This is a genomic window from Hymenobacter negativus (assembly GCF_017571495.1).
GTDB classification, from domain to species: domain Bacteria; phylum Bacteroidota; class Bacteroidia; order Cytophagales; family Hymenobacteraceae; genus Hymenobacter; species Hymenobacter negativus.
Genome location: NZ_JAGETZ010000007.1, coordinates 252,441 through 271,126, shown reverse-complemented (window position 1 = coordinate 271,126; position 18,686 = coordinate 252,441). Strand labels below are relative to the sequence as shown.

The 18,686-nt window shown below is 59.1% G+C and carries 15 protein-coding genes; 10 read left to right on the top strand and 5 right to left on the bottom strand.

What is annotated here, in order from left to right:
* Positions 1–5: 5 nt before the first annotated feature.
* The 3 genes from J4E00_RS16460 (at position 6) to J4E00_RS16450 (ending at position 2,377) form a co-directional block, all read left to right on the top strand.
* Complete coding sequence (locus tag J4E00_RS16460; RefSeq protein WP_208176273.1) at positions 6–452, top strand: META domain-containing protein; 447 nt, start codon at positions 6–8, stop codon at positions 450–452.
* Between the two features lie 99 nt (positions 453–551).
* Positions 552–1,883 carry an NAD(P)/FAD-dependent oxidoreductase gene (locus tag J4E00_RS16455; RefSeq protein WP_208176272.1) on the top strand — a complete coding sequence of 444 codons (1,332 nt, stop codon included), beginning with the start codon at positions 552–554 and terminating at the stop codon, positions 1,881–1,883.
* A 38-nt stretch (positions 1,884–1,921) separates the two neighbouring features.
* Positions 1,922–2,377, top strand: a complete 456-nt coding sequence (locus J4E00_RS16450) for a DUF2721 domain-containing protein (RefSeq protein ID WP_208176271.1) — start codon at positions 1,922–1,924, stop codon at positions 2,375–2,377.
* 87 nt (positions 2,378–2,464) lie between these two features.
* On the opposite strand, the gene J4E00_RS16445 is transcribed toward J4E00_RS16450, so the two are convergent.
* Positions 2,465–3,061: a DUF4136 domain-containing protein gene (locus J4E00_RS16445; RefSeq protein ID WP_208176270.1), complete on the bottom strand. Its 597-nt coding sequence runs from the start codon at positions 3,059–3,061 to the stop codon at positions 2,465–2,467.
* A gap of 419 nt (positions 3,062–3,480) precedes the next feature.
* Here J4E00_RS16445 and J4E00_RS16440 point away from each other — a divergent pair, with 419 nt between their 5' ends.
* Both J4E00_RS16440 and J4E00_RS16435 read left to right on the top strand, forming a co-directional pair.
* On the top strand, positions 3,481–4,317 hold the full coding sequence (locus J4E00_RS16440; RefSeq protein WP_208176269.1) for an alpha/beta fold hydrolase: 837 nt from the start codon (positions 3,481–3,483) through the stop codon (positions 4,315–4,317).
* A 374-nt stretch (positions 4,318–4,691) separates the two neighbouring features.
* A complete protein-coding gene (locus J4E00_RS16435; RefSeq protein ID WP_208176268.1) occupies positions 4,692–5,570 on the top strand; it encodes an alpha/beta fold hydrolase in 879 nt (292 codons plus the stop codon).
* Here J4E00_RS16435 and J4E00_RS16430 read toward each other — a convergent pair.
* Positions 5,554–8,583: a TolB family protein gene (locus tag J4E00_RS16430; RefSeq protein ID WP_208176267.1), complete on the bottom strand. Its 3,030-nt coding sequence runs from the start codon at positions 8,581–8,583 to the stop codon at positions 5,554–5,556. The genes J4E00_RS16435 and J4E00_RS16430 overlap by 17 nt on opposite strands.
* Before the next feature lie 218 nt (positions 8,584–8,801).
* Here J4E00_RS16430 and J4E00_RS16425 point away from each other — a divergent pair, with 218 nt between their 5' ends.
* The 3 genes from J4E00_RS16425 to J4E00_RS16415 all read left to right on the top strand — a co-directional run bounded on the left by J4E00_RS16425 (position 8,802) and on the right by J4E00_RS16415 (position 11,435).
* On the top strand, positions 8,802–10,139 hold the full coding sequence (locus tag J4E00_RS16425; RefSeq protein WP_208176266.1) for a Gfo/Idh/MocA family protein: 1,338 nt from the start codon (positions 8,802–8,804) through the stop codon (positions 10,137–10,139).
* Positions 10,140–10,252: 113 nt separating this feature from the next.
* Positions 10,253–10,807: a YceI family protein gene (locus J4E00_RS16420; RefSeq protein ID WP_208176265.1), complete on the top strand. Its 555-nt coding sequence runs from the start codon at positions 10,253–10,255 to the stop codon at positions 10,805–10,807.
* Between the two features lie 217 nt (positions 10,808–11,024).
* Positions 11,025–11,435, top strand: a complete 411-nt coding sequence (locus J4E00_RS16415) for a hypothetical protein (protein WP_208176264.1) — start codon at positions 11,025–11,027, stop codon at positions 11,433–11,435.
* An 82-nt stretch (positions 11,436–11,517) separates the two neighbouring features.
* Here the strand turns inward: J4E00_RS16415 and J4E00_RS16410 are convergent, their stop codons facing one another.
* From J4E00_RS16410 to J4E00_RS16400, 3 genes are all read right to left on the bottom strand, one after another.
* The gene (locus J4E00_RS16410) at positions 11,518–12,522 is read right to left on the bottom strand and encodes a fatty acid desaturase (protein ID WP_208176263.1); all 1,005 of its coding nucleotides are present in this window, start codon (positions 12,520–12,522) and stop codon (positions 11,518–11,520) included.
* A 97-nt stretch (positions 12,523–12,619) separates the two neighbouring features.
* Positions 12,620–13,039 (bottom strand): hypothetical protein, encoded by a 420-nt coding sequence (locus J4E00_RS16405; protein ID WP_208176262.1) that lies wholly within the window; start codon positions 13,037–13,039, stop codon positions 12,620–12,622.
* A 52-nt stretch (positions 13,040–13,091) separates the two neighbouring features.
* A complete protein-coding gene (locus J4E00_RS16400; RefSeq protein WP_208176261.1) occupies positions 13,092–13,490 on the bottom strand; it encodes a hypothetical protein in 399 nt (132 codons plus the stop codon).
* 397 nt (positions 13,491–13,887) lie between these two features.
* On the opposite strand from J4E00_RS16400, the gene msrA reads away from it, so the two are divergent.
* Together msrA and J4E00_RS16390 are read left to right on the top strand one after the other, a co-directional pair.
* Positions 13,888–14,562 (top strand): peptide-methionine (S)-S-oxide reductase MsrA, encoded by a 675-nt coding sequence (gene msrA / locus J4E00_RS16395; RefSeq protein ID WP_208176260.1) that lies wholly within the window; start codon positions 13,888–13,890, stop codon positions 14,560–14,562.
* A 150-nt stretch (positions 14,563–14,712) separates the two neighbouring features.
* Complete coding sequence (locus tag J4E00_RS16390) at positions 14,713–18,597, top strand: PAS domain-containing protein (RefSeq protein ID WP_208176259.1); 3,885 nt, start codon at positions 14,713–14,715, stop codon at positions 18,595–18,597.
* The last annotated feature ends 89 nt before the right edge of the window (positions 18,598–18,686 follow it).

Genomic DNA, 18,686 nt, shown 5'->3' with positions numbered 1-18,686 from the left:
TCCCAATGAATCCCCGGCGCTTACTACCCCTGGCCTTTTTATCCGCCTTCGCGCTGGCCAGCTGCGAGAAAGAAGAAGTAACCGCCCCCACTGAGGTGCCCCTGCTCGCTACCCATTGGATGCTGGCCCGCGTGGATAGTTTTCCGGTAGAAGTATCAAGCTACTCCGAAACCACTAAGTCCTACCTGGAGCTGCTGGACCTGGGCAAGTGCACCGTGGGCCTGGGCCCGTGCAACAACTTCAGCGGCCGTTTCAGCCTCGGCAGTAACGGCCACCTCAGCATCTCACCCCAGATTTCGACTCGCGTCGCCTGCCCCGTGCAGGAGCTCGAAACCCGCTACCTCGACAACCTGGCCCTGACAACACGCTACGAAATCAGCAGCGGCGAGCTACGGCTTTTCGATGCGGATACGGCCACGCCAAGGCTGGTATTTCGGCAGGCCGAGAAGTAAGTGAGGCGCCTCATGCTGGCTTCATAAAGCAACCCCGCAGCCTCGATTCCGGTAAGCAGGCACGTTGCGGGTCGCCAACCGGCCGCACATCTTTACTGCATGGAAGGGTTAACGAAAATAGACGACCTCGGCAAGCCGCGCGTGGTGATTGTGGGGGGCGGTTTTGGTGGGCTGGAGCTGGCCAAGGCCCTGGCCAACGCACCGGTACAGGTGGTGCTTATTGATAAGCAGAACTACCACACGTTTCAGCCGCTGCTCTACCAGGTGGCAACAGCCGGGCTCGATGAGGGCGACATTGTGTCGCCGTTTCGTAAAATCCTCAATCATCAGGACAACTTTTACTTCCGGCTGGCCGAAGTCACCAGCATCGACCCTACAGCGCAGGTAGTAGAAACGTCCATTGGCCTGCTGCGCTACGATTTCCTGGTGCTGGCTACCGGCGCGAATACCAACTATTTTGGCGATGAGGTGATGGCCAAAAACGCCATTGCCATCAAGAACGTGGAGGATGCCCTGGAACTGCGCAACACCGTGCTTTCCAATTTCGAGCAGGCCTTACAGCTCGGCGACCACGAGCAGCTTAATAGCATGCTCGACTTCGTGATTGTGGGCGGTGGCCCCACTGGCGTCGAAATAGCGGGGGCCCTGAGCGAGCTACGCACCCATGTGTTCCCAAAAGACTACCGCGAAATCGACTTTAAGGAGATGGATATCCACGTGGTGCAGAGTGGGCCGGTGCTGCTGAAGGGCATGTCGGCCAATGCCTCGGCAAAGTCGCTGGAGTACCTGGAGAAGTTGGGCGTGCAGGTGTGGCTCGATACACGGGTGAAGTCGTACGACGGCTACACCGTGACGCTAAACAACGGCAAGCAGCTCATTGCCCGCACCCTCATTTGGGCGGCGGGCGTGACGGGCGCCCCCATTCCCGGCCTCAACGACGACTGCCTAGTATCCGGCAACCGCTACCTGGTGGACGAATACAACCGTGTGCACGGCTACGACAACGTGTTTGCCATCGGCGACATCGCCCTGATGAAAACCGAGAAATATCCCGACGGCCACCCCATGGTAGCGCAGCCGGCACTTCAGCAGGGCCGCCAGCTGGGCGACAATATCCAGCGCCAGCTTAATGGTGGGCTAATGGAGCATTTCGTGTACGACGACAAGGGTGCCATGGCTACCATCGGCCGCAACCACGCCGTGGCCGATATCAAGCTCTTCGGCCGCGAAATCCACCTCGACGGCTTCATTGCCTGGCTGGCTTGGAGCTTTATCCACGTCATTTCCCTGGTTAGCTTCCGCAACCGCATCGGCGTATTCTTCACCTGGGCCTGGAATTATTTCACCCAAGACAAGGGCCTCCGCTACATTATCGGCAAAACCAAAGCCCCGCTCGTGGAGCAGGACATGGAAGAGAAAGCCATTGTATAGTGGTCAGTGGATGGTGCTCAGTGATTAATCATTACAGAATGGCCCTCCCTACCATCCTCTCCGACATGTTTGCGCCGGCGGTGCTGGTTTCGGCTTGCGGCTCGCTCATCCTCACCACCTCCCAGCGCCTGAGCCGTAGCGTGGAGCGACAGCGCGACGTAGCCCATAGCCTACGCCACCACAAGCGCCATGCCCCTGCACCCGACCCCGCCGAGCAGGCTCACCTGAAACTGCAGCTGTCGTTTGCCGCCCGCCGGGCCCGCCTGCTCCAGCAGGCCATGACCGTACTGCACCTCACGCTGGGCGTGTTCATTGCCAGCATCCTCAGCATTGGCGTGTTCGAGCTGACCCACAGCACCGCGACATGGGCGGTATCGGTGCTCAGTGTGCTGGGCGCGGGCTTGCTGCTCTACGCCAGCGTGCTCCTCATTCGCGAGTCGCGCCTCGCCGTGGCCGATGTGGCCGAGGAAACGGCTTATTTATTAGGTATTTAGAGCCAAGCAGCATTTTGCATTATTCAGAACGCAACAAGGCCCGACTGGTAAAGTCGGGCCTTGTTGTTTGTTGTTGACAAGTCTTTCTCACGAACCTGCTTTCCCACCAGGGAATTTCTCCAGAATGTCCTTGGCGGCCTCGGCAAACTGCTTTCCCAGACGAGCGGGGTCGTCCACTGGGTCGGCCATGGAGCCGCGCCAGACGAGGTTATTGGTCTTCGCGTCAATGAAATCGAGCACCAGCGTGCCTTCGCGGTACTGCTCGGTGTGCGTGGTTTGGTAGTAGGCCGGCGAGTACCAGTAGCCGTAGTTCACGGGCAGCAGGCCGCCGCGGTAGCGCACCAGGTAGGGATATGCGTAGCCCGTAGGCGGCGGGTTGGTGACGGTCCGCTCGGCCTGCTCCACAAAAATGTGGGTGGTGAGATAGAAATCGGGGTTGCTCTGCGCCTCCCGGATGCCACGCTCGGCCAACTCGCTAGCAATTGCCTGCCGGATGCGGTCCTGCGCAATGGGGCTGCGCAACAACGGGTTTTGGTCGCCGGGAGCCTTCACTTCGGTATCGGCCCAGGCAAAGGTGTGGTACTTGCTAAAATTGACGCCGGGCCGCTGCTCAACGTTCACGGCGGGCGAGCAGGCACTGAGCCACAGCAGGAACAGCACCGCCCACGAGAAGGAATATTTCATAAAAAATAACTGAAAGTGGAAAGGAATTGGCATTGGCTGTACCCTGCCCGGCGAGCAAAGGTTATAGCCCAGCTTCGCTCCCACGCTACCTCTTTAACCTTAGAATACCCCATGCCACGGACCTTTTCCAGTGTCAGCCGTCCGCTAAATCCATTTGTTATTTTTTATTTTTTATTTATCCATTAGACAAATTAAGCACTATATAATTCACAAATAGTTATAATAGTATCAATTCTTTCATTTCAACCATACCTCATCTATAAATAATATAACTTACTGTATATTTGTTGAAACATATCAACACGGTTTTACTCAAAGAAGGGCAATGAACCATATTTGGTGTTCATTAAATCCATAATATCGGCTTTTGCGTTAGGTATGCCCCACCCAAAATCCTTTCATATCCAGTCCATTTATAAATGCCTCAATTAGCTACTTCCTCCATCCTCGAACGCAGCAATGTTACCATCTCGGGCGTTTCGGGACCCAACACACAAGCCATCGTGTTTTTGCACGGCCTTGGCGGTGACCAAAACGACTGGCGCCTTGTAGCGCCGGCCTTCGAAAACCAATACCAGGTAGTGCTACTCGACCTGATTGGAGCAGGCAAATCGGACCTCAACGCCTACACCCCCACCACCCACGGCACCCTCAACGGCCACGCCTCCGACCTGCTCGACGTACTCGGTGCCTTGGCTCTGCACGATGTCGTATTTGTAGGCCATTCGGTGGCCGCCATGATTGGTGTGATTGCAGCCGTACACGAGCCCCAGCGCTTCTCGAAAATGGTGCTGGTTTCGCCCTCGCCGCGCTTCATCAACGACCACGGCTATGCTGGCGGCTTCGAGCAAAAAGACATCACCGAGCTACTAGCCGCCATGGAGGCCGATTACAACGGCTGGTCGCACGGCTTCGCCCCGGTGATGATGGGCGCCAATGAAAGCCCTGAGTTGGTGATGGCCCTCACCAACAGCTTCATCCGCACCAATCCTGAAATCGTGAAGCACTTCGCGCGCGTCACCTTCTTCTCCGACACCCGCACCGAGTTAGGCTTCCTCACCATCCCCACCCTGATTGTGCAATCGGCCCACGACGTCATCGCGCCCCTGGCCGTGGGCCATTATATCAACGAGCAACTGGCCGATAGCCGCATTAACGTTATCGAAACCGGCGGCCACTGCCCCCACCTCAGCGCCCCTCAGAAAACCCTCAGGGCCATCGCTGATTTTCTGCACCACGAAACGCAACTGGGGTAATTAGCGCCCTACCGTCAGCCTTGCCCGGCCCTCCTGCAACCCACATGGTTTGCAGGGGGGCTTTTTGCTGTTGGCCTGGCCCCGAGCCAATGGCTACTGCTTTGGTTACGTTTTTGATTTTTAATGCCAGCTCCGCCACTCAACGGCGACTCACCCGGCCGCAACAACCAGCTTATACCCGATGAATCAATCGTTTATTCCATAAGCAACACCAAATCACCAGCTACTGTACCTGCTTATCCAATCCCAAAATGGGAAAATTTTCTAAATGGTGGAGCTTAGCTGGAGCTGGTAGTACTCGCGGCCAAGGCAACGCAATATTTTTTCATCTTTTTTTCTACCGACTTTCTCCCTCTATTTAACCACTACCCCGCATGAAAATCGCATCTCCTTCCGACGCGCTTGCGCGCAGCAACGTCCACTTAAGCGGCACGGGCAGCCAAGCCATTGTGCTACTGCACGGCCTGGGCGGCAACCAGTGCATGTGGCAGCCCCTTCTGCCTGCGCTGGAAAAGCGCTACCGGGTAGTAATGCTCGACTTGGTAGGCTGCGGAAACTCGGATGTGACGGCCTACAGCACCGAGCGGCATGGCACCCTAGCTGGCCACGCCCATGACCTGCTCGACGTGTTACGCACCCTCGACCTGCACCACGTCATCTTCATGGGCCATTCCGTGGGGTCCATCATCGGGATGCTGGCGGCTATTGAAGAGCCCAGCCGCTTTACCAGCATGGTATTGATTGCCCCCTCCCCCCGCTTCCTCAACAGCACGGATTATCACGGCGGCTACGAGCGCAGCGACGTGGAGGAGCTGCTAGCCGCTATGGAATCCGATTTCATGGGCTGGACGGAGGCATTCGTACCCGCCGTGGTGGGCGTAACCAACCGCCCTGACCTGCTGATGGCCTTCACCAACAGCTTTGTGCAATCCAACCCGGCGGTGGTGCGCCACCTGACCCGAGTAGTGTTTATGGCCGATGTGCGCGATGACTTGCCGCGCCTCACTATCCCCACTCTCATTGTGCAGTCGGCCCACGATGCCATCACGCCTTTGGCCGTGGGCCACTACCTCCACAATCACCTCGTGGACAGTCACTTTTCCATCATCGACACGACCGGCCACTGCCCTCACCTCACCGCCCCTGAGCAAACGATGGCTGCTGTCGATAAATTTCTGAGCTACCAAGCGGCCCAAAACAGCTCCCAGTTCCAGCCACGGGTCGGTACGTCGCAGTTCAAAGCCGCAAGCTGAACGCCAGCGGCTCCACCACCCACGTGCCTACCGCGCCCCGATACACCACCCGAACACCGGCCTCAACCGGCGTACGCAGCCGCAGTACGTTGAACAATACCAGCGCATCCATGCCCGCGTTGCGGTAGCGGTACTGGTAGTCGGCCCCCCGAAAGTCGTTGCCTTGGGCAAAATCGGCAAACACGGCGGCCCGCAAGCGCTGCACATAGAGCCAGCGGCCCAGCGCCCAGTGGGTGTAGGCCAGCGGTAGGTTGTAGTCGAGGCTGGCTACGCGGAGGCGGTCGAAATTGGTGTAGCCTTCGCCACGCGGAAACGATACGGCGGGCGCAAACTGGTACTGCGCCTGGTCCTGCCACTGGTAGCCGGCCCGCACCCGAATGGCGTGGTGCGACGCTAAGCCAGGCAGAAATATACTGCCCTGCGCTGCCCATTGCCGCGCCGCCAGCCCGGTACCAAAGGGCGTGGTGCGCCAGGTGCCCAGAAAGGTGTAGCCCAATGTGGGTGCCACGCCCCGCGCCGGCAGCTTGCGCTGTTTCACGTAGCTGAGGGTCGTTTGCAGGGCATTGAGGGGCGTATTGGGGCCGGTTTCGGTGGCTTTGCGCACGGGCAGGTTGTAGTCGTACACCTGCTCGTGCAGGAAGTAGGTGCCCAGCGAAAGGGCTTGCAGAAATCTGGAATGCGTGAGGTTGAGCGGCAGCCGCAGCCCGGCCGTGACGCGGGCGTACTGCCACTGGTCGCGGTAGGTTTTGCCTTGGTACACGATGCCCGCGTCGCGCCCACCGTAGGTCACGTCGGCATCCAGCACCGGAAAGCGGCCCTGGTAGCTAAAGGCCCCAGTTGCGCTGAAGGTGCGCTCCGTCTGGTCGTAGCCCACGCCGGCAAACGCTTGGGTGGTATTCAGAAAATCCTGGGAACGCAGGCCCACGCTCACGGCATTGCCGCTGGGGCTCTGCACCACGCCATAGCTGAACAAGTTGAAGGCATGCTTAAGAGGCGAGTAGCGGCGTACCTCGTAGCGCAGGGCCGCCGCTTCGGGCAGCTTCAGGAGTTGGGCAAGCTGTGGGCCATTAGGCAAATCGGCCAGATAGGGCATATCCAGTAGATTGGCTACCCGCCGGCCTTCCGGCTCGGCGGCCGCCAGCCGGGTGGCGTAGAGGTCAGGCGTATCCTGGGGCCAACGGTCATGAACCAGCTTCCAGTCCGTGGGATTCAGCGGCATCTCCACAATGCGGGCGCCGGTGGCCCGGTAGTCGTGGAAAGCCAGGGTACGCCCGTCGGGCGAAGGGGCTGCGTGGTACGCGCCCAAACGTTGGCTCGTAACCTGGTAGGTGCTGCCGGTTTTCACCGATACGGCGTAGATGTTATCCACCCCCGGCAGGGATTCACTTTCAAATACCTCTACCTTTTCTGAGCGTACCTCGCCCTCTTCCATCCCTACACTCTCCGGCTGCGCTCCTACATGAGGTGGCCCCGTCAGCATTTGCGGCGAATTGTAGAGCACGTACTCGCCCCAAGGCTGGGGGTTGGTAAGGTTCACATTGGCCCAAGGCAGCAGATTCTGGGCTGCGCCGGTGGCAGGGTCGAGGATTTGCAGCGTTTTGCCGGTGTTTTTTTTAAGCGCCACGGTCACGATGCGGCCATCGGGCAGCCAGCGCGGCTGCTGGTAGAGGTGGTTGTAGGGATTGGGCAGCACACTGATAACTTGGTCGTTATCCACATCGAGTACCACCAGGGCGTGGTGGTAGCTTTCATCGGTGCGCACGGCCACTAGGCGGCGGCCATCGGAGGAGAGGGCAGCGGCAGCATACCGCCCGCCTTTGCCGATGCGCCGCAGCTTGCCGGTACTTAAATCCAGTACTTTCAGCTCGGAATAAACCTGCTGCCCCCAACGCGGGTGCTGACGAAATTCCGGCCACACCGCCCGACCGCCGCCCACCGACAGCATTTCCGGAATGTTCTGCTGGCCAAGCGTGAACACCTTTTTCTGCTGACCTTGATGCCCCAGCTGCACTAGCTGTGGAATGTCATCGAGGCCGGTTTTGAGGGCTAGGATGGTGCTATCAGTAAGGTACTGCGGGTATTGGTACTCGGTAAAAATCTTCGCCTCGGGCTGGCCGGACAGCTCGCGCACGGGGGGCTGTCCGGCCAGCCGGGGCTGCTTGCGCCAGGCCGAATCCAGCTCGTGCATGGTGAGGGCGTACAGGTCTTCGACGCGCAGGCCGGTAGTGCGGCGCAGCGCGTTGGAAAACGAAAACGGATAGAACGGGAAACGGTAGTAGCGGTCCAGCACCCGGTCCCACACGTCCTGGCCGTAGTGCACCTTGGCGTAGGAAGTCAGAAAATAGCCCAGCACGTACCAGTCGGGCACTTGGTCGCGCAGGGAGCCGTTCACGGCTTTCTGGTAGCTATAGTGGCGGCCGGCCCGTAGGTTGGCGCGCAGGCCTATGTTGAAATTGGGAATGCGCCCGCGCCCACTGCTCGTGAAGGCTGTTTCGTTGCCCACGGCGTCGCCCTCAAAAAACCACTGCGGCACGCCCACCGCCGCCACGCCCAGCGCGCCATCGCCGAGCAACGGCCCCAGCACCCGCCCAACACCCTGGCGGGCTTTCTCAAACTGCACCACGTGCCGGTACTCGTGCACCACCAGCCCATCGAGCCAATCGACGGTGCCAAGCCCCTGCCCCTGCTCGGGCGTGGTGAAAAACTCGGCGTGCCGGGGCAGAAAGGTGACGAAGCCGTTGGAAACCGTGGTCTGGTTTTGCAGCACCACCGCAATGGGGCGCGGGCTCACGCCAAGGCTGGCAGCGGCCGGGCCGTGCACGGTTTCGAGCCGGCTGGCCGTGCGCTGGGCCGCCGAGTCGATGCCGCCCGCATAGAGCACCCGGAAGTGGGGCGTCCGCACCTCGTGCCAGCGCAGCGCGGGCGGGTTCTGGGGAAGCACGGGCAGGCTTTGGGCGCGAACCGGGACGGTGCAGAATAGGCTCAGAAGCCCCGGCAGCAGCAAACGACGCATGGGTAGCAGGTTGAAATTATATGACAGGGTAAAGAACGGCATACGGCGTCACCTCCTCTCCGGCCTCCCTTCCCCAAGGCTTCGCACATCAAGCAAATCGGGGCCAGGGTGAAGTGAGCCAACCGGGAACGATTGCGCAATTATAATCCCGCAATTGCATTGGCAATAACCAAATCAGCCACCAACTTACGGGCCTGAAATCCTAAAATTCCCACACAATGAAACGTCGAACTTTTACCCAGCTTACCGGCACGGCCCTGGCTGGCTCCCTGCTCACCAACAATGTGCTGGCCTCGGCCCTGACGCCCGCCAAAAAGCAACGCGTGGCCATGGTGGGCACCGGCCACCGCGGCCTGGGTATGTGGGGTGTGGAAGTGCTGAAAGAGCACGGCAGCCGCATGGAATTTGTGGGGCTGTGCGACATCAACCCCGGCCGCGTGGCCACCGGCAAAAAAATGCTGGGCGTGAGCTGCCCCACCTACACCGATTTCGACAAGATGATGAAAGAGGTCAAGCCCGAAGTCCTCATCGTGACCACGGTGGATGCCACGCACAACGAATTCATCGTGAAAGGCCTGGAATATGGCGCTGATATTGTGACGGAGAAGCCTATGACCACCGACGAGAAGAAGTGCCAACAGATTCTCGACGCCGAAAAGCGCACCGGCAAGAAGGTGAAAGTGACCTTTAACTACCGCTACTCGCCTCACCGCCAGAAACTGTACGAAATGCTCCGCGCCGGCGCCATCGGCAAGGTGGAAGCCGTGGATTTTCATTGGTACCTGGATGTGCACCACGGCGCCGACTACTTCCGCCGTTGGCACCGCCTGCGCCAGAACAGCGGCTCGCTATTGGTGCACAAAGCCACCCACCACTTCGACCTGCTGAACTGGTGGCTGGAATCGGACCCGGAAGAGGTTTTTGCCTACGGCCGGCTCGATTTCTACGGCAAAAACAACGACTTCCGCTACACTAACTGCCGCCCGTGCCCGCACAAAAGCAAGTGCGCCTTCTACTGGGACATGACCAAGGATGCGCGCCTAATGGCTATTTATGCCGACAATGAACAACACGACGGCTACCTGCGCGACGGCTGCGTGTGGAAGGAAGACATCGACATTTTTGATAAGATGGCCGTGCAGATTAAGTACGCCAACAACGTGCAGGTCAGCTACTCGCTCACCACGCACTCGCCCTACGAGGGCTACCGCATTGCCTTCAACGGCACCAAGGGCCGGCTCGAAGCCTGGATTAAGGAGAAGCAGCCGTGGGAGGAAGAAGCATTCGACGAAATCCAGCTGACCACCAACTTCGGCAAGCGCGAGATTATCCGCGTCCCAAACAATGAAGAGGGCCACGGTGGCGGCGACGTGCGCCTGCGCAAGCAAATCTTCGCCTCCGATGGCCAGGACCCCTACCGCCAAGCCGCCGGCACCCGCGACGGGGCCATGTCCTGCCTGGTCGGCATCGCGGCCCGCCACAGCATTGACAGCGGCCAGCCCGTTAAAATCGGCAGCCTGACGTCGTTGCAGCCCTCAGCCACACGGGGCGTTTAAGCTATACTGAACAGAAAATGGTGGGCATAAAAAAATAATTAATGTAGTTACATCAAATGTAGCAACATCAGTTATCTTTGTATCCTCAATTAACCATTTCACTCCCCAACGCCATGTCTGAAGCAACCGCCACCGCCACTACTACCAAATGGACGCTTGACCCCATGCACTCCGAAGTGCAGTTCAAAATCAAGCACCTGGTGATTTCCACCGTTACCGGCTCGTTCAAAACCTTCGAAGGCTCGATGCAGTCGGAAGGCGACACGTTTGAAAACGCCCAGGTTGAGTTTTCGCTCGATGTAGAGAGCATCGACACCAACCAGGAAATGCGCGACGGCCACTTGAAAGGCGAAGAATTCTTCGACGCCGCTAAATTCCCCAAAATCAAATTCGAGTCGACTTCCTTCGTGAAGGAAAGCGGCGACACCTACAAGCTCACCGGCAACCTCACGATGAAAGACGTGACCAAACCCGTGACCCTGGAGGCCGAGTACGGCGGCACGGCCGTTGACTTCTATGGCAACACCAAGGCTGGCTTCGAGGTAACCGGCAAAATCAACCGCAAAGAGTTCGGCCTCACTTGGGGCGGCATCACCGAAGCCGGTGCCATCGTACTGGGCGACGACGTGAAGCTGATTGCCAACGTGCAATTTGCCAAGCAGGCCTAAGGAAACTGTCATCCTGAACGAGTGCAAAGGACCTTATTACCAAAGAGCAGTTGGCAGTAATGCTGACAACGCGAACGTAATGAGCTATTTCGCACTGCTCAGAATGACGATAAAAGAGCGGCGGCTTCTTCGGAGGCCGCCGCTCTTTTATTGGCCGTGCAACTTAAGTGGGAGCCCACAGGTCAAGGCCCTGAAATCCTTTTCCTGCTTCCCACCCATGCGCTACAAACTCCTTTCCCTGAGCTTGGCAGTACTCACCACTAGTACCTTCTGCGGCTGCAAAAAAGACACCGCCGCCCCACCCTGCTACGCCGGCAAAGTGGTGGGCCTTACCTGTTTCGATGGCATGCTGATTAACGTCGACCCGGCTTACCGCATCGGCGTACGCGCCACCCGCAACGACAGCGCCCATTCCGTGCTCGGTACCAACGTCATATCTGTTGTCAATACCATGGATTACGGCCGGTTGGCTACCGTTGGCCTCACGCTGCATTTCAACGCTGTGAATGACCCAAATCGACAACATAGTGGGTTGCAGTGCTTCGCCGCCGACGGCGTGCAGGGGGGAGTACCCCGCCTAGTACTCGGCAATGTATCGACTATGGGCTGCCAGGAAGGGCCGCGTTAAACGAATAATACCCAATCAAAAAAGCTGCCGCCGACCCAGGTTATCCCAGGCCGGCGGCAGCTTTTTTAACCAGTTGTCGATACTATGCCGACAGCAATTCCTTGTCTGGCACGCTCTGGTCTTTCAGCGTGGCCGTACCGCGCTCCCGGCGCGTGATGCGCGAGTAGAGGCTGATTTCCTGGTCGAACAGGAACATGAAGAACAGCTTAGTATAGCTGGTGTGGGCCAGCAGCGGCTCGTAGAACTCGGGCGCAAGGGCTTTGATTTTCGGCAGGTTGTTCCACGGAATGCTCGGCATGTCGTGATGCTCGTTGTGGAAGCCCACATTGAGGTTGATGCCGTTGAGGCGGCCGTAATAAGAATAGGTTTCCTGCTCGGGGCTGAGGGTGAGATAGTGCTCCTGAATCCAGCGGGCACCCAGTGGGTGCAGGCCCACAGAGAACCAGAAGCTGAGAAACAGGTAGAGCAGCGCCGTCCAGCCAAAGAAGTAAACAATGGCCGCATCGAACGCCACCTGGGCTACAATGTTGGCGAAAACGTAGCGGTCAATGGTGGCCACTTCGCGGCAGCGCGCCGTACGAATCACCTGAAACACGGGGAAGAAAAACAGCCAGATAGCTTTGCCAATGCTGTAGTTATGAATCAGTTTGGCCTCGTACCAGTCGGGCAGGTCAGCGTCCAGCTCGTGCACGCCCTGGAAAACGTGGTGCTTGATGTGAAAATTCTTGAAGCTGATGGCCGTGGGAAATACCGACGGGAAATTGGCCAGAATGCCGGTGGCCACGTTTTGCCACAGCTTCTTAAAAACCAGGTTGTGAGCAGCCTCGTGAATGACCACAAACAGCGTATGCGAAAAGAACGCGCCCACCAGATAAGCCACTGGAATGGTCCAGTACCAAGCTTGGTTGCGCAGGAAATACGCCAGGGCCACCTGGGCTACCACGCAGCCCAGGCCAATGAGGAAAGTGGTGGGGTTGCGCGTCATCAGTTGCTTCACCTCGGGGTGGGCTTTGATGATTTGGCGGGTGCGCACGCGGTGCGGCTCGGTAGCCGTGGCAACGGTGAAAGCGGTTGGAGCTTGGGCCATACAGAAGCAGAAAGCCGGCGCAGCAATTGGTAGCACGCCTGGGCTTTCAGACAAAAATACGGCAAATTGGTTCAGCTTGCGTGCAGCCGGAGCTAGGTTAGGGCACACTGTTGAGCCAGCCTTCAGCATCGGCCAGCTGATTGAACATCTTTATTTCGAACTGGTCACTGATGCGCAGGTGCAAGTCCTGCATTGATAGCTGGCCAAACACCCCCGGTGCCAGCACCTGTGCAAAGTAGCGCAACCCGGCCTGCATGATGAGCGGTGTCCAGACGTCGGCAATCCACTGATTGGCATCGGTGAAGCGGCCTATCAGCTCGCGGTGGTCGTTCAACAGCTTCATGCAGGGCTCTTCCCCCAGCATTTTGACGTAGGCCAAGCCGCCGGTTTGGATGGTTTCCATGGTTTGGATACCGGTCCATTGAGCGTGAATCCAGCCGTTGGTGCGGTCACGGGTGGCAGTAAGAAATACGTGACCGTCGGAACGGCGAAACGTGCGGATATCAGCAGTATTCACGAAGCGTAGACAAGCAGGCAAAACAACATTTACCCGCCAGCGGCCCGAAGGGTTACACCTGCTTAAGCCAGGCCGCAGCAGTGGCTATATCATCGAAAGTGGCTACGATGGGCGCGGCGCCGGTGAATTGCAGGGTCAGGTCGGTGGACAGGCGGCTGTAGGTATTGGGAGAATACACCCAGGCAAAGTATTGCAGTCCCGCCGCCGTCATGGCTGGAAACCATTCTTTGCCGGCCCATTCGGCGGCTTCGCTCCACATGCTAGTGACATTAGTATTGTCATTCAGCACTTTATAGCATTGCTGCTGCTTGAGCAGCCGCAGCATTTCTGCGCCGCCCTGCTGCACGCTGACCAAGTTCTGGTCGCCGCGCCAGTCGGCTACCAGCCATTCGCTCAAGTGGTCGTAACTAATAATGATATGAGAATCTTCGAGTAAAGTTTGTAGGGACATGGACTGGTGGAAAGGACAGTGGCTCTACTACGGTAAATACGTAAAAAGGGTGTACATAACCCCGAATCATCTTCAGCATTGTTTATTGAATCCTAATTCAGCGGCACATCAGGCCACCTCAACTGTCCTTTTCGCGATAAGTACGTAGAAGAAGCTTTGTAGTGCGTGGCGTCGTTTTATTTTTGAAACGCTTGTTAAGTCTGGCACGGCTGCTCAACCACTCGGCCCCGCGCCAGACACACTCTTATACACGGCTACTTTAGGTCGGCGCAAGCCGTGGGGTATCTGATTTTCGTATGCTTTCCTGTGGCGCTTATGCAGCTGTAAGGTTGGCTGCCGGCGCGCGTCTATTGTCATGTACCGGCCGGTTGCGGCCTTTTTCGTCTTTCTTTTTCCCATGAAAAACCGATTGAAATCGTTGGCTAGCCTGAGTGTGCTGGCTTTCACGTTTGCCTGCGGCACGCAGCAGCCGGCCGATGCCCAAAACCCGCCGCGCTCCACGGCCGGCTTTGCCCCAACCAACCTCACCGGGTTGGCCGAAGCCACGTTTGCCGGCGGCTGCTTCTGGGCACAGGAGGAAGCATTTGAGCAGCTCAAGGGCGTGAAGCAGGTGGTGAGCGGCTACGCCGGCGGCACCAAGGCCAACCCCACCTACGAGGAAGTGGCCGACCAACGCACCGGCCACACCGAAACCGTGCAGATTTACTACGACCCCAAAGTCATCAGCTACCAGACGCTGGCCGACATCTTCTTCACCGCCTCGCACGACCCTACGCAACTCAACCGCCAGGGCCCTGATAGCGGGCCGGAATACCGCTCGGCCGCGTTCTACCGCACGCCGGAGGAGAAAAAAATTCTGGAAGCGACCATTGCCAAAGTCAACGCCTCCAAAGAATACGACAGCAAGATTGTAACGCAGGTGGTGCCCTTCCAGAAGTTCTGGCCAGCCGAAGACTACCACCAGGGCTACTACCGCCTGCACCCCGAAAACCCCTACATCGCCCACGTCTCGGCCCATAAGGTGGAGCACGTGCAGAAGCTGTTCCCGAAAGAACTCAAGAGTCCACTGTAAGGGCGGCGCTTTTGTATGCTTTTATGTTGAAGCCCCGGTCCTTTGCAGGCCGGGGCTTTTTGCTAATGCCTGCTTTTACGGGGCACTGGCAACTTATCTTTGAAAACGGAAAAGATTCCGGCGGGCAGCTTGCCTTCGAACACCCTTTTTATGTCTCCCTCTGCGCCTCCTACTCTGGATTTCGAGCTGCTTTTTTCGCTGCTCCCGGCTCCGCATGGGGTACTGACGCCCGAGGGCACGGTGCTGCAACTGAACCACGCCCTGCTGGCGCTGGCGTCGACGGACAGCACCGGGGCTGAATTTATTGGCCAGCCGCTAGCTGTTTTGGTGGCGGCAGCCGAAGCCAATGGGGCCGTGGTAGCTACTGCCACCGATTGGGAAGCTGGCCTGACCGCTGCCCAAGCCGGCACCACGCAGGTGCTACTCCCGCCCCTGCCAGCCGCTGACGACGACGCGGCACCTTGCTCTTGGCAAGCTACGCTCCAGCCTGTGCCGCAGCAAGCGCCGCAGTACCTACTGCTGCGCCTGCTTGATGTGACGGCGGAGCTGCGCAGCCAGCAAGCCACCGCGCGCGAACGGCAGCAGTTTCGGTTTCTGGCCGAAAGCCTGCCGCAACTGGTGTGGGCTGCCAATGCCCACGGCACGGTGGAGTACACCAATCAACGCTTTATTGCCTATACCGGCCACGATGTGCTGACCATGAGCGAGGCCGACAAGGCCGCGCTGTGGCAGGAAATAATTCACCCCGATGACCTGGGCGGAATGTACGCCCGCTGGGGCGAGGCCCTGAGTTCGAAACAGGAATTTGAGCTGGAATTCCGGATGCGTGGGACCGATGGCGAGTACCACTGGTTTATGGCGCAGGTGGCGGCCCAGCGCGATGCCACTGGACAGGTGCAGCGCTGGTTTGGCATATGCGCCGACGTGGATGCCCACCGCCGGGCCCAGCAGCAGGTGGCGCAGCAGCAGCGGCACATGCAGCGCATCCTCGACCAACTGCCGCTCACCATTACCACCATGGAGGCGCCCGATTTCCGGTTCACGTTCCTATCGGGGCAGGCACAGCAGTTTATGGGGCCACGGGTCCGGGTGGGCAGTACCGCCGCCGAAAGCCTGCCCGAAATAGCAGCGCAAGGGTATCTAGACCTATTGGGGAAGGTGGTTGCGACTAACCAGCCCATCTTCGGCCACGAGGAGCGTAGCATGCTGGCTGACCCCATTACGGCCGAGCTGCGCGAGCAATTCCACAACTTCGGCTACCTGCCACTGGCCGGGGAAATTGGCACGCCGCCCAGCGTATTGGCCTACAGCCTCAACGTGACCGAGCAGGTGCAGGCCCGCCAGCGGAACGATGCCCTGACCACCGAAGCCCATGCTGCCGACCAACGCCTGCGGCGCGTGACGGAAAGCCTCCCTTCCATCACCTTCATCAGCGACCAGGACGGGCAGGTGCTCTACATCAGCCCGCAGTGGTACGCCTACACCGGCACCAACGCAACCGATGACCTGTCGGAGGCATGGGCAACTTGCCTGCACCCGGAAGATAACGCCCGGGTTGCCACTGCATACGCTGCCGCCCTGGCCGCCGGCACCCCGTGGCGCTACGAGCTGCGCCTGCGTCGGCACGACGGCCAGTACCGTTGGTTCATGAGTGAGGGCGTGCCCGAGCCGCTGGCCGAGGCCGAAGCAGCGGACCGTCCGCGCCAGTGGTTCTGCTCGGACCTCGACATTCACGAGCTGCACGAGGCCCGGCAACACCTTGAAGCCAAAGACCAGCAGCTCAGCCAGATTCTGAGCCAAACCCCGGCCCTCATTGCCACTCTCGAAGGCCCAGAGCATCGGTTCACGTTTACCAATCCGGGGTTTGATGCGCTGGTGGGCTACCGGGCCCAGTTGGGCCGGCCAGCGGCTGAGCATATTAACGAAGCTACGGAACAAGGCTTCATTGCCTTGCTCGACCGTGTGTACCACACCGGCGGAACCTTTGTGGGCGAAGAAATCCCGGCACTGCTGCTGGACCCGACCACGGGTCAATCGAGACAGTCTTTCCTTGACTTTACCTACCAGGCCCTGCGCAACGACCAGCAGCAGATTACCGGCGTGCTGGCGTTTGCAGTCGATGTGACGAACCGTGTACTGGCCCGCCGCGAAGCCGAAGCCCTGGCAGCGGAAATCAAGCGCCGTGACGAGGAGCTGGAACGCAGCCGCGCCGACTTTGCCACCCTGGCCGAAAACATGGCCCAGCTGGCCTGGATGGCTGATGAGACGGGCCACATTTTCTGGTATAACCAGCAGTGGTACGACTACACCGGCTCGGACCTGGCCACCATGCAAGGCGACGGCTGGCAAGCGGTGCACGACCCAGCCCTGGTGGCTGGGATAGTTGAGCGCTACCTGGCCAGCATCAGCAGCGGTGAGCCGTGGGAAGACACTTTCCCACTGCGGCGGCACGACGGCGAGTACCGCTGGTTCCTGAGCCGGGCGCGGCCTATTCGGGACGCGTCGACCGGGGCCGTGCGCTGGTTTGGCACCAACACCGACGTTACCGAGCTGCGCTTGCTGCAAGACCGGCTCAGCGAAAGCGAAGAGGAACAACGGATTCAGGCCGAGAGTATTCCGCAGCAAGTATGGACGGCCAAGCCCGACGGCACGGTTGACTTTTACAACCACCGCACGGCCGCCTACCTGGGTGTGCCCATGACCCAGAACGGCGCCGCCCACTGGCTCAGCTTTGTGCACCCCGACGACCGGGACCACATGCAGGAACGCTGGGAGCACGCCATTGCCACGCAGCGCTACTACGAGGCCGAATTCCGCCTGCGTGGCTACGACGGGCAGTACCGCTGGTTTCTGGGACAGGCGCAGGCGCGCCGCACGCCCAGCGGCCAGTTGCTGAAGTGGTACGGCACCAACACCGACGTGCACCAGCTGCGCGTGCTGCAGGAGCAGGTGCTGGCTAGTCAGGCCCGCTTCAAGCAATTGCTCGAAACCCTGCCCCAGATGGCTTGGACCTCCCGGCCCGATGGCAGCGTGAACTACTACAACCAGCGCTGGTATGATTTCACGGGTGGGACCTTTGCCGAGCTCCAGGATTGGGGTTGGGAGCACTTCATCCACCCCGATGATTTGGCTCTCACTATGAGTCGCTGGCAGCACAGCCTCACTACCGGCGACTCCTTTGAAACCGAGCACCGCTGGCGCAACCGGCAGGGCCAGTACCGCTGGTTCTTGGCCCGGGGCGAGGCGTTGCGCGATAGTACCGGCACCATCACGCTCTGGGTGGGCGCCAATACCGACATTCACGATTTTAAGCAGGCACAGCAGCAGTTGGAGGAGAAAAACGCCCGGCTGGTACGTACCAACGAAGACCTCGACAACTTCATTTACACTGCTAGCCACGACCTCAAGCAGCCCATCAACAACATGGCCGGCATTTTTGAGGAACTAACCCGCACCGCCTATTTCCGCGACCCCGACGCCATCAAGCTCATTACTTATTTTGAGCGCGCCCTGAACCGGATTTATGCTACCATCGACGACCTCAGCGCCATTGTGCAGGTGCAGCGCCAGCAGCAGGAACTGCCCACCGAGGCCGTGGAGCTTGCTCCGCTGGTGGCCGAAGTCATTGCCAGCCTGCAAGACCAGGTAACGCAGGCCGGGGCCACGTTCGAGCTGGACTTTGCCACCTGCCCGCTGATGACCTTCGTGCGACCCAACCTGCAAAGCGTGCTCTTCAACCTCATCAGTAATTCCATTAAGTACGCAGCGCCCGGCCGGCCACCCCGTATCCGCCTCAGTTGCACCCCCGATTTGGTAACCGGCCGGCCAATTCTCACCGTGGAAGACAACGGCCTGGGCATCGACCTGGAGCGGTTTGGACCGCAGCTATTCCAGCTATTCCGGCGCTTCCATCCCCACGTCGATGGCACGGGCATGGGCCTGTATCTCGTCAACCGCATCGTGCAGAACCACGGCGGCCGGCTGGAAGTGAACAGCGCCGTGGACGAGGGCACGACGTTTCAGATTTATCTATAATCCACCCTCGCCTAACCTTGGAAGAGGGTCTTTAAACATTACGGGAGAACCCTTAATAGTAGAGGACTCTCCCCTAATATTTGAGCGAG

Bases quoted from the DNA above. Each gene is read 5' to 3' on its own strand.
- J4E00_RS16435 (WP_208176268.1), top strand. From the start codon at position 4,692: ATGAAAATCGCATCTCCTTCCGACGCGCTTGCGCGCAGCAACGTCCAC.
- J4E00_RS16415 (WP_208176264.1), top strand. From the start codon at position 11,025: ATGCGCTACAAACTCCTTTCCCTGAGCTTGGCAGTACTCACCACTAGT.
- J4E00_RS16445 (WP_208176270.1), bottom strand. From the start codon at position 3,061: ATGAAATATTCCTTCTCGTGGGCGGTGCTGTTCCTGCTGTGGCTCAGT.
- J4E00_RS16390 (WP_208176259.1), top strand. From the start codon at position 14,713: ATGTCTCCCTCTGCGCCTCCTACTCTGGATTTCGAGCTGCTTTTTTCG.
- J4E00_RS16455 (WP_208176272.1), top strand. From the start codon at position 552: ATGGAAGGGTTAACGAAAATAGACGACCTCGGCAAGCCGCGCGTGGTG.
- J4E00_RS16420 (WP_208176265.1), top strand. From the start codon at position 10,253: ATGTCTGAAGCAACCGCCACCGCCACTACTACCAAATGGACGCTTGAC.
- J4E00_RS16450 (WP_208176271.1), top strand. From the start codon at position 1,922: ATGGCCCTCCCTACCATCCTCTCCGACATGTTTGCGCCGGCGGTGCTG.
- J4E00_RS16425 (WP_208176266.1), top strand. From the start codon at position 8,802: ATGAAACGTCGAACTTTTACCCAGCTTACCGGCACGGCCCTGGCTGGC.
- msrA (WP_208176260.1), top strand. From the start codon at position 13,888: ATGAAAAACCGATTGAAATCGTTGGCTAGCCTGAGTGTGCTGGCTTTC.
- J4E00_RS16460 (WP_208176273.1), top strand. From the start codon at position 6: ATGAATCCCCGGCGCTTACTACCCCTGGCCTTTTTATCCGCCTTCGCG.
- J4E00_RS16440 (WP_208176269.1), top strand. From the start codon at position 3,481: ATGCCTCAATTAGCTACTTCCTCCATCCTCGAACGCAGCAATGTTACC.
- J4E00_RS16430 (WP_208176267.1), bottom strand. From the start codon at position 8,583: ATGCGTCGTTTGCTGCTGCCGGGGCTTCTGAGCCTATTCTGCACCGTC.
- J4E00_RS16410 (WP_208176263.1), bottom strand. From the start codon at position 12,522: ATGGCCCAAGCTCCAACCGCTTTCACCGTTGCCACGGCTACCGAGCCG.
- J4E00_RS16400 (WP_208176261.1), bottom strand. From the start codon at position 13,490: ATGTCCCTACAAACTTTACTCGAAGATTCTCATATCATTATTAGTTAC.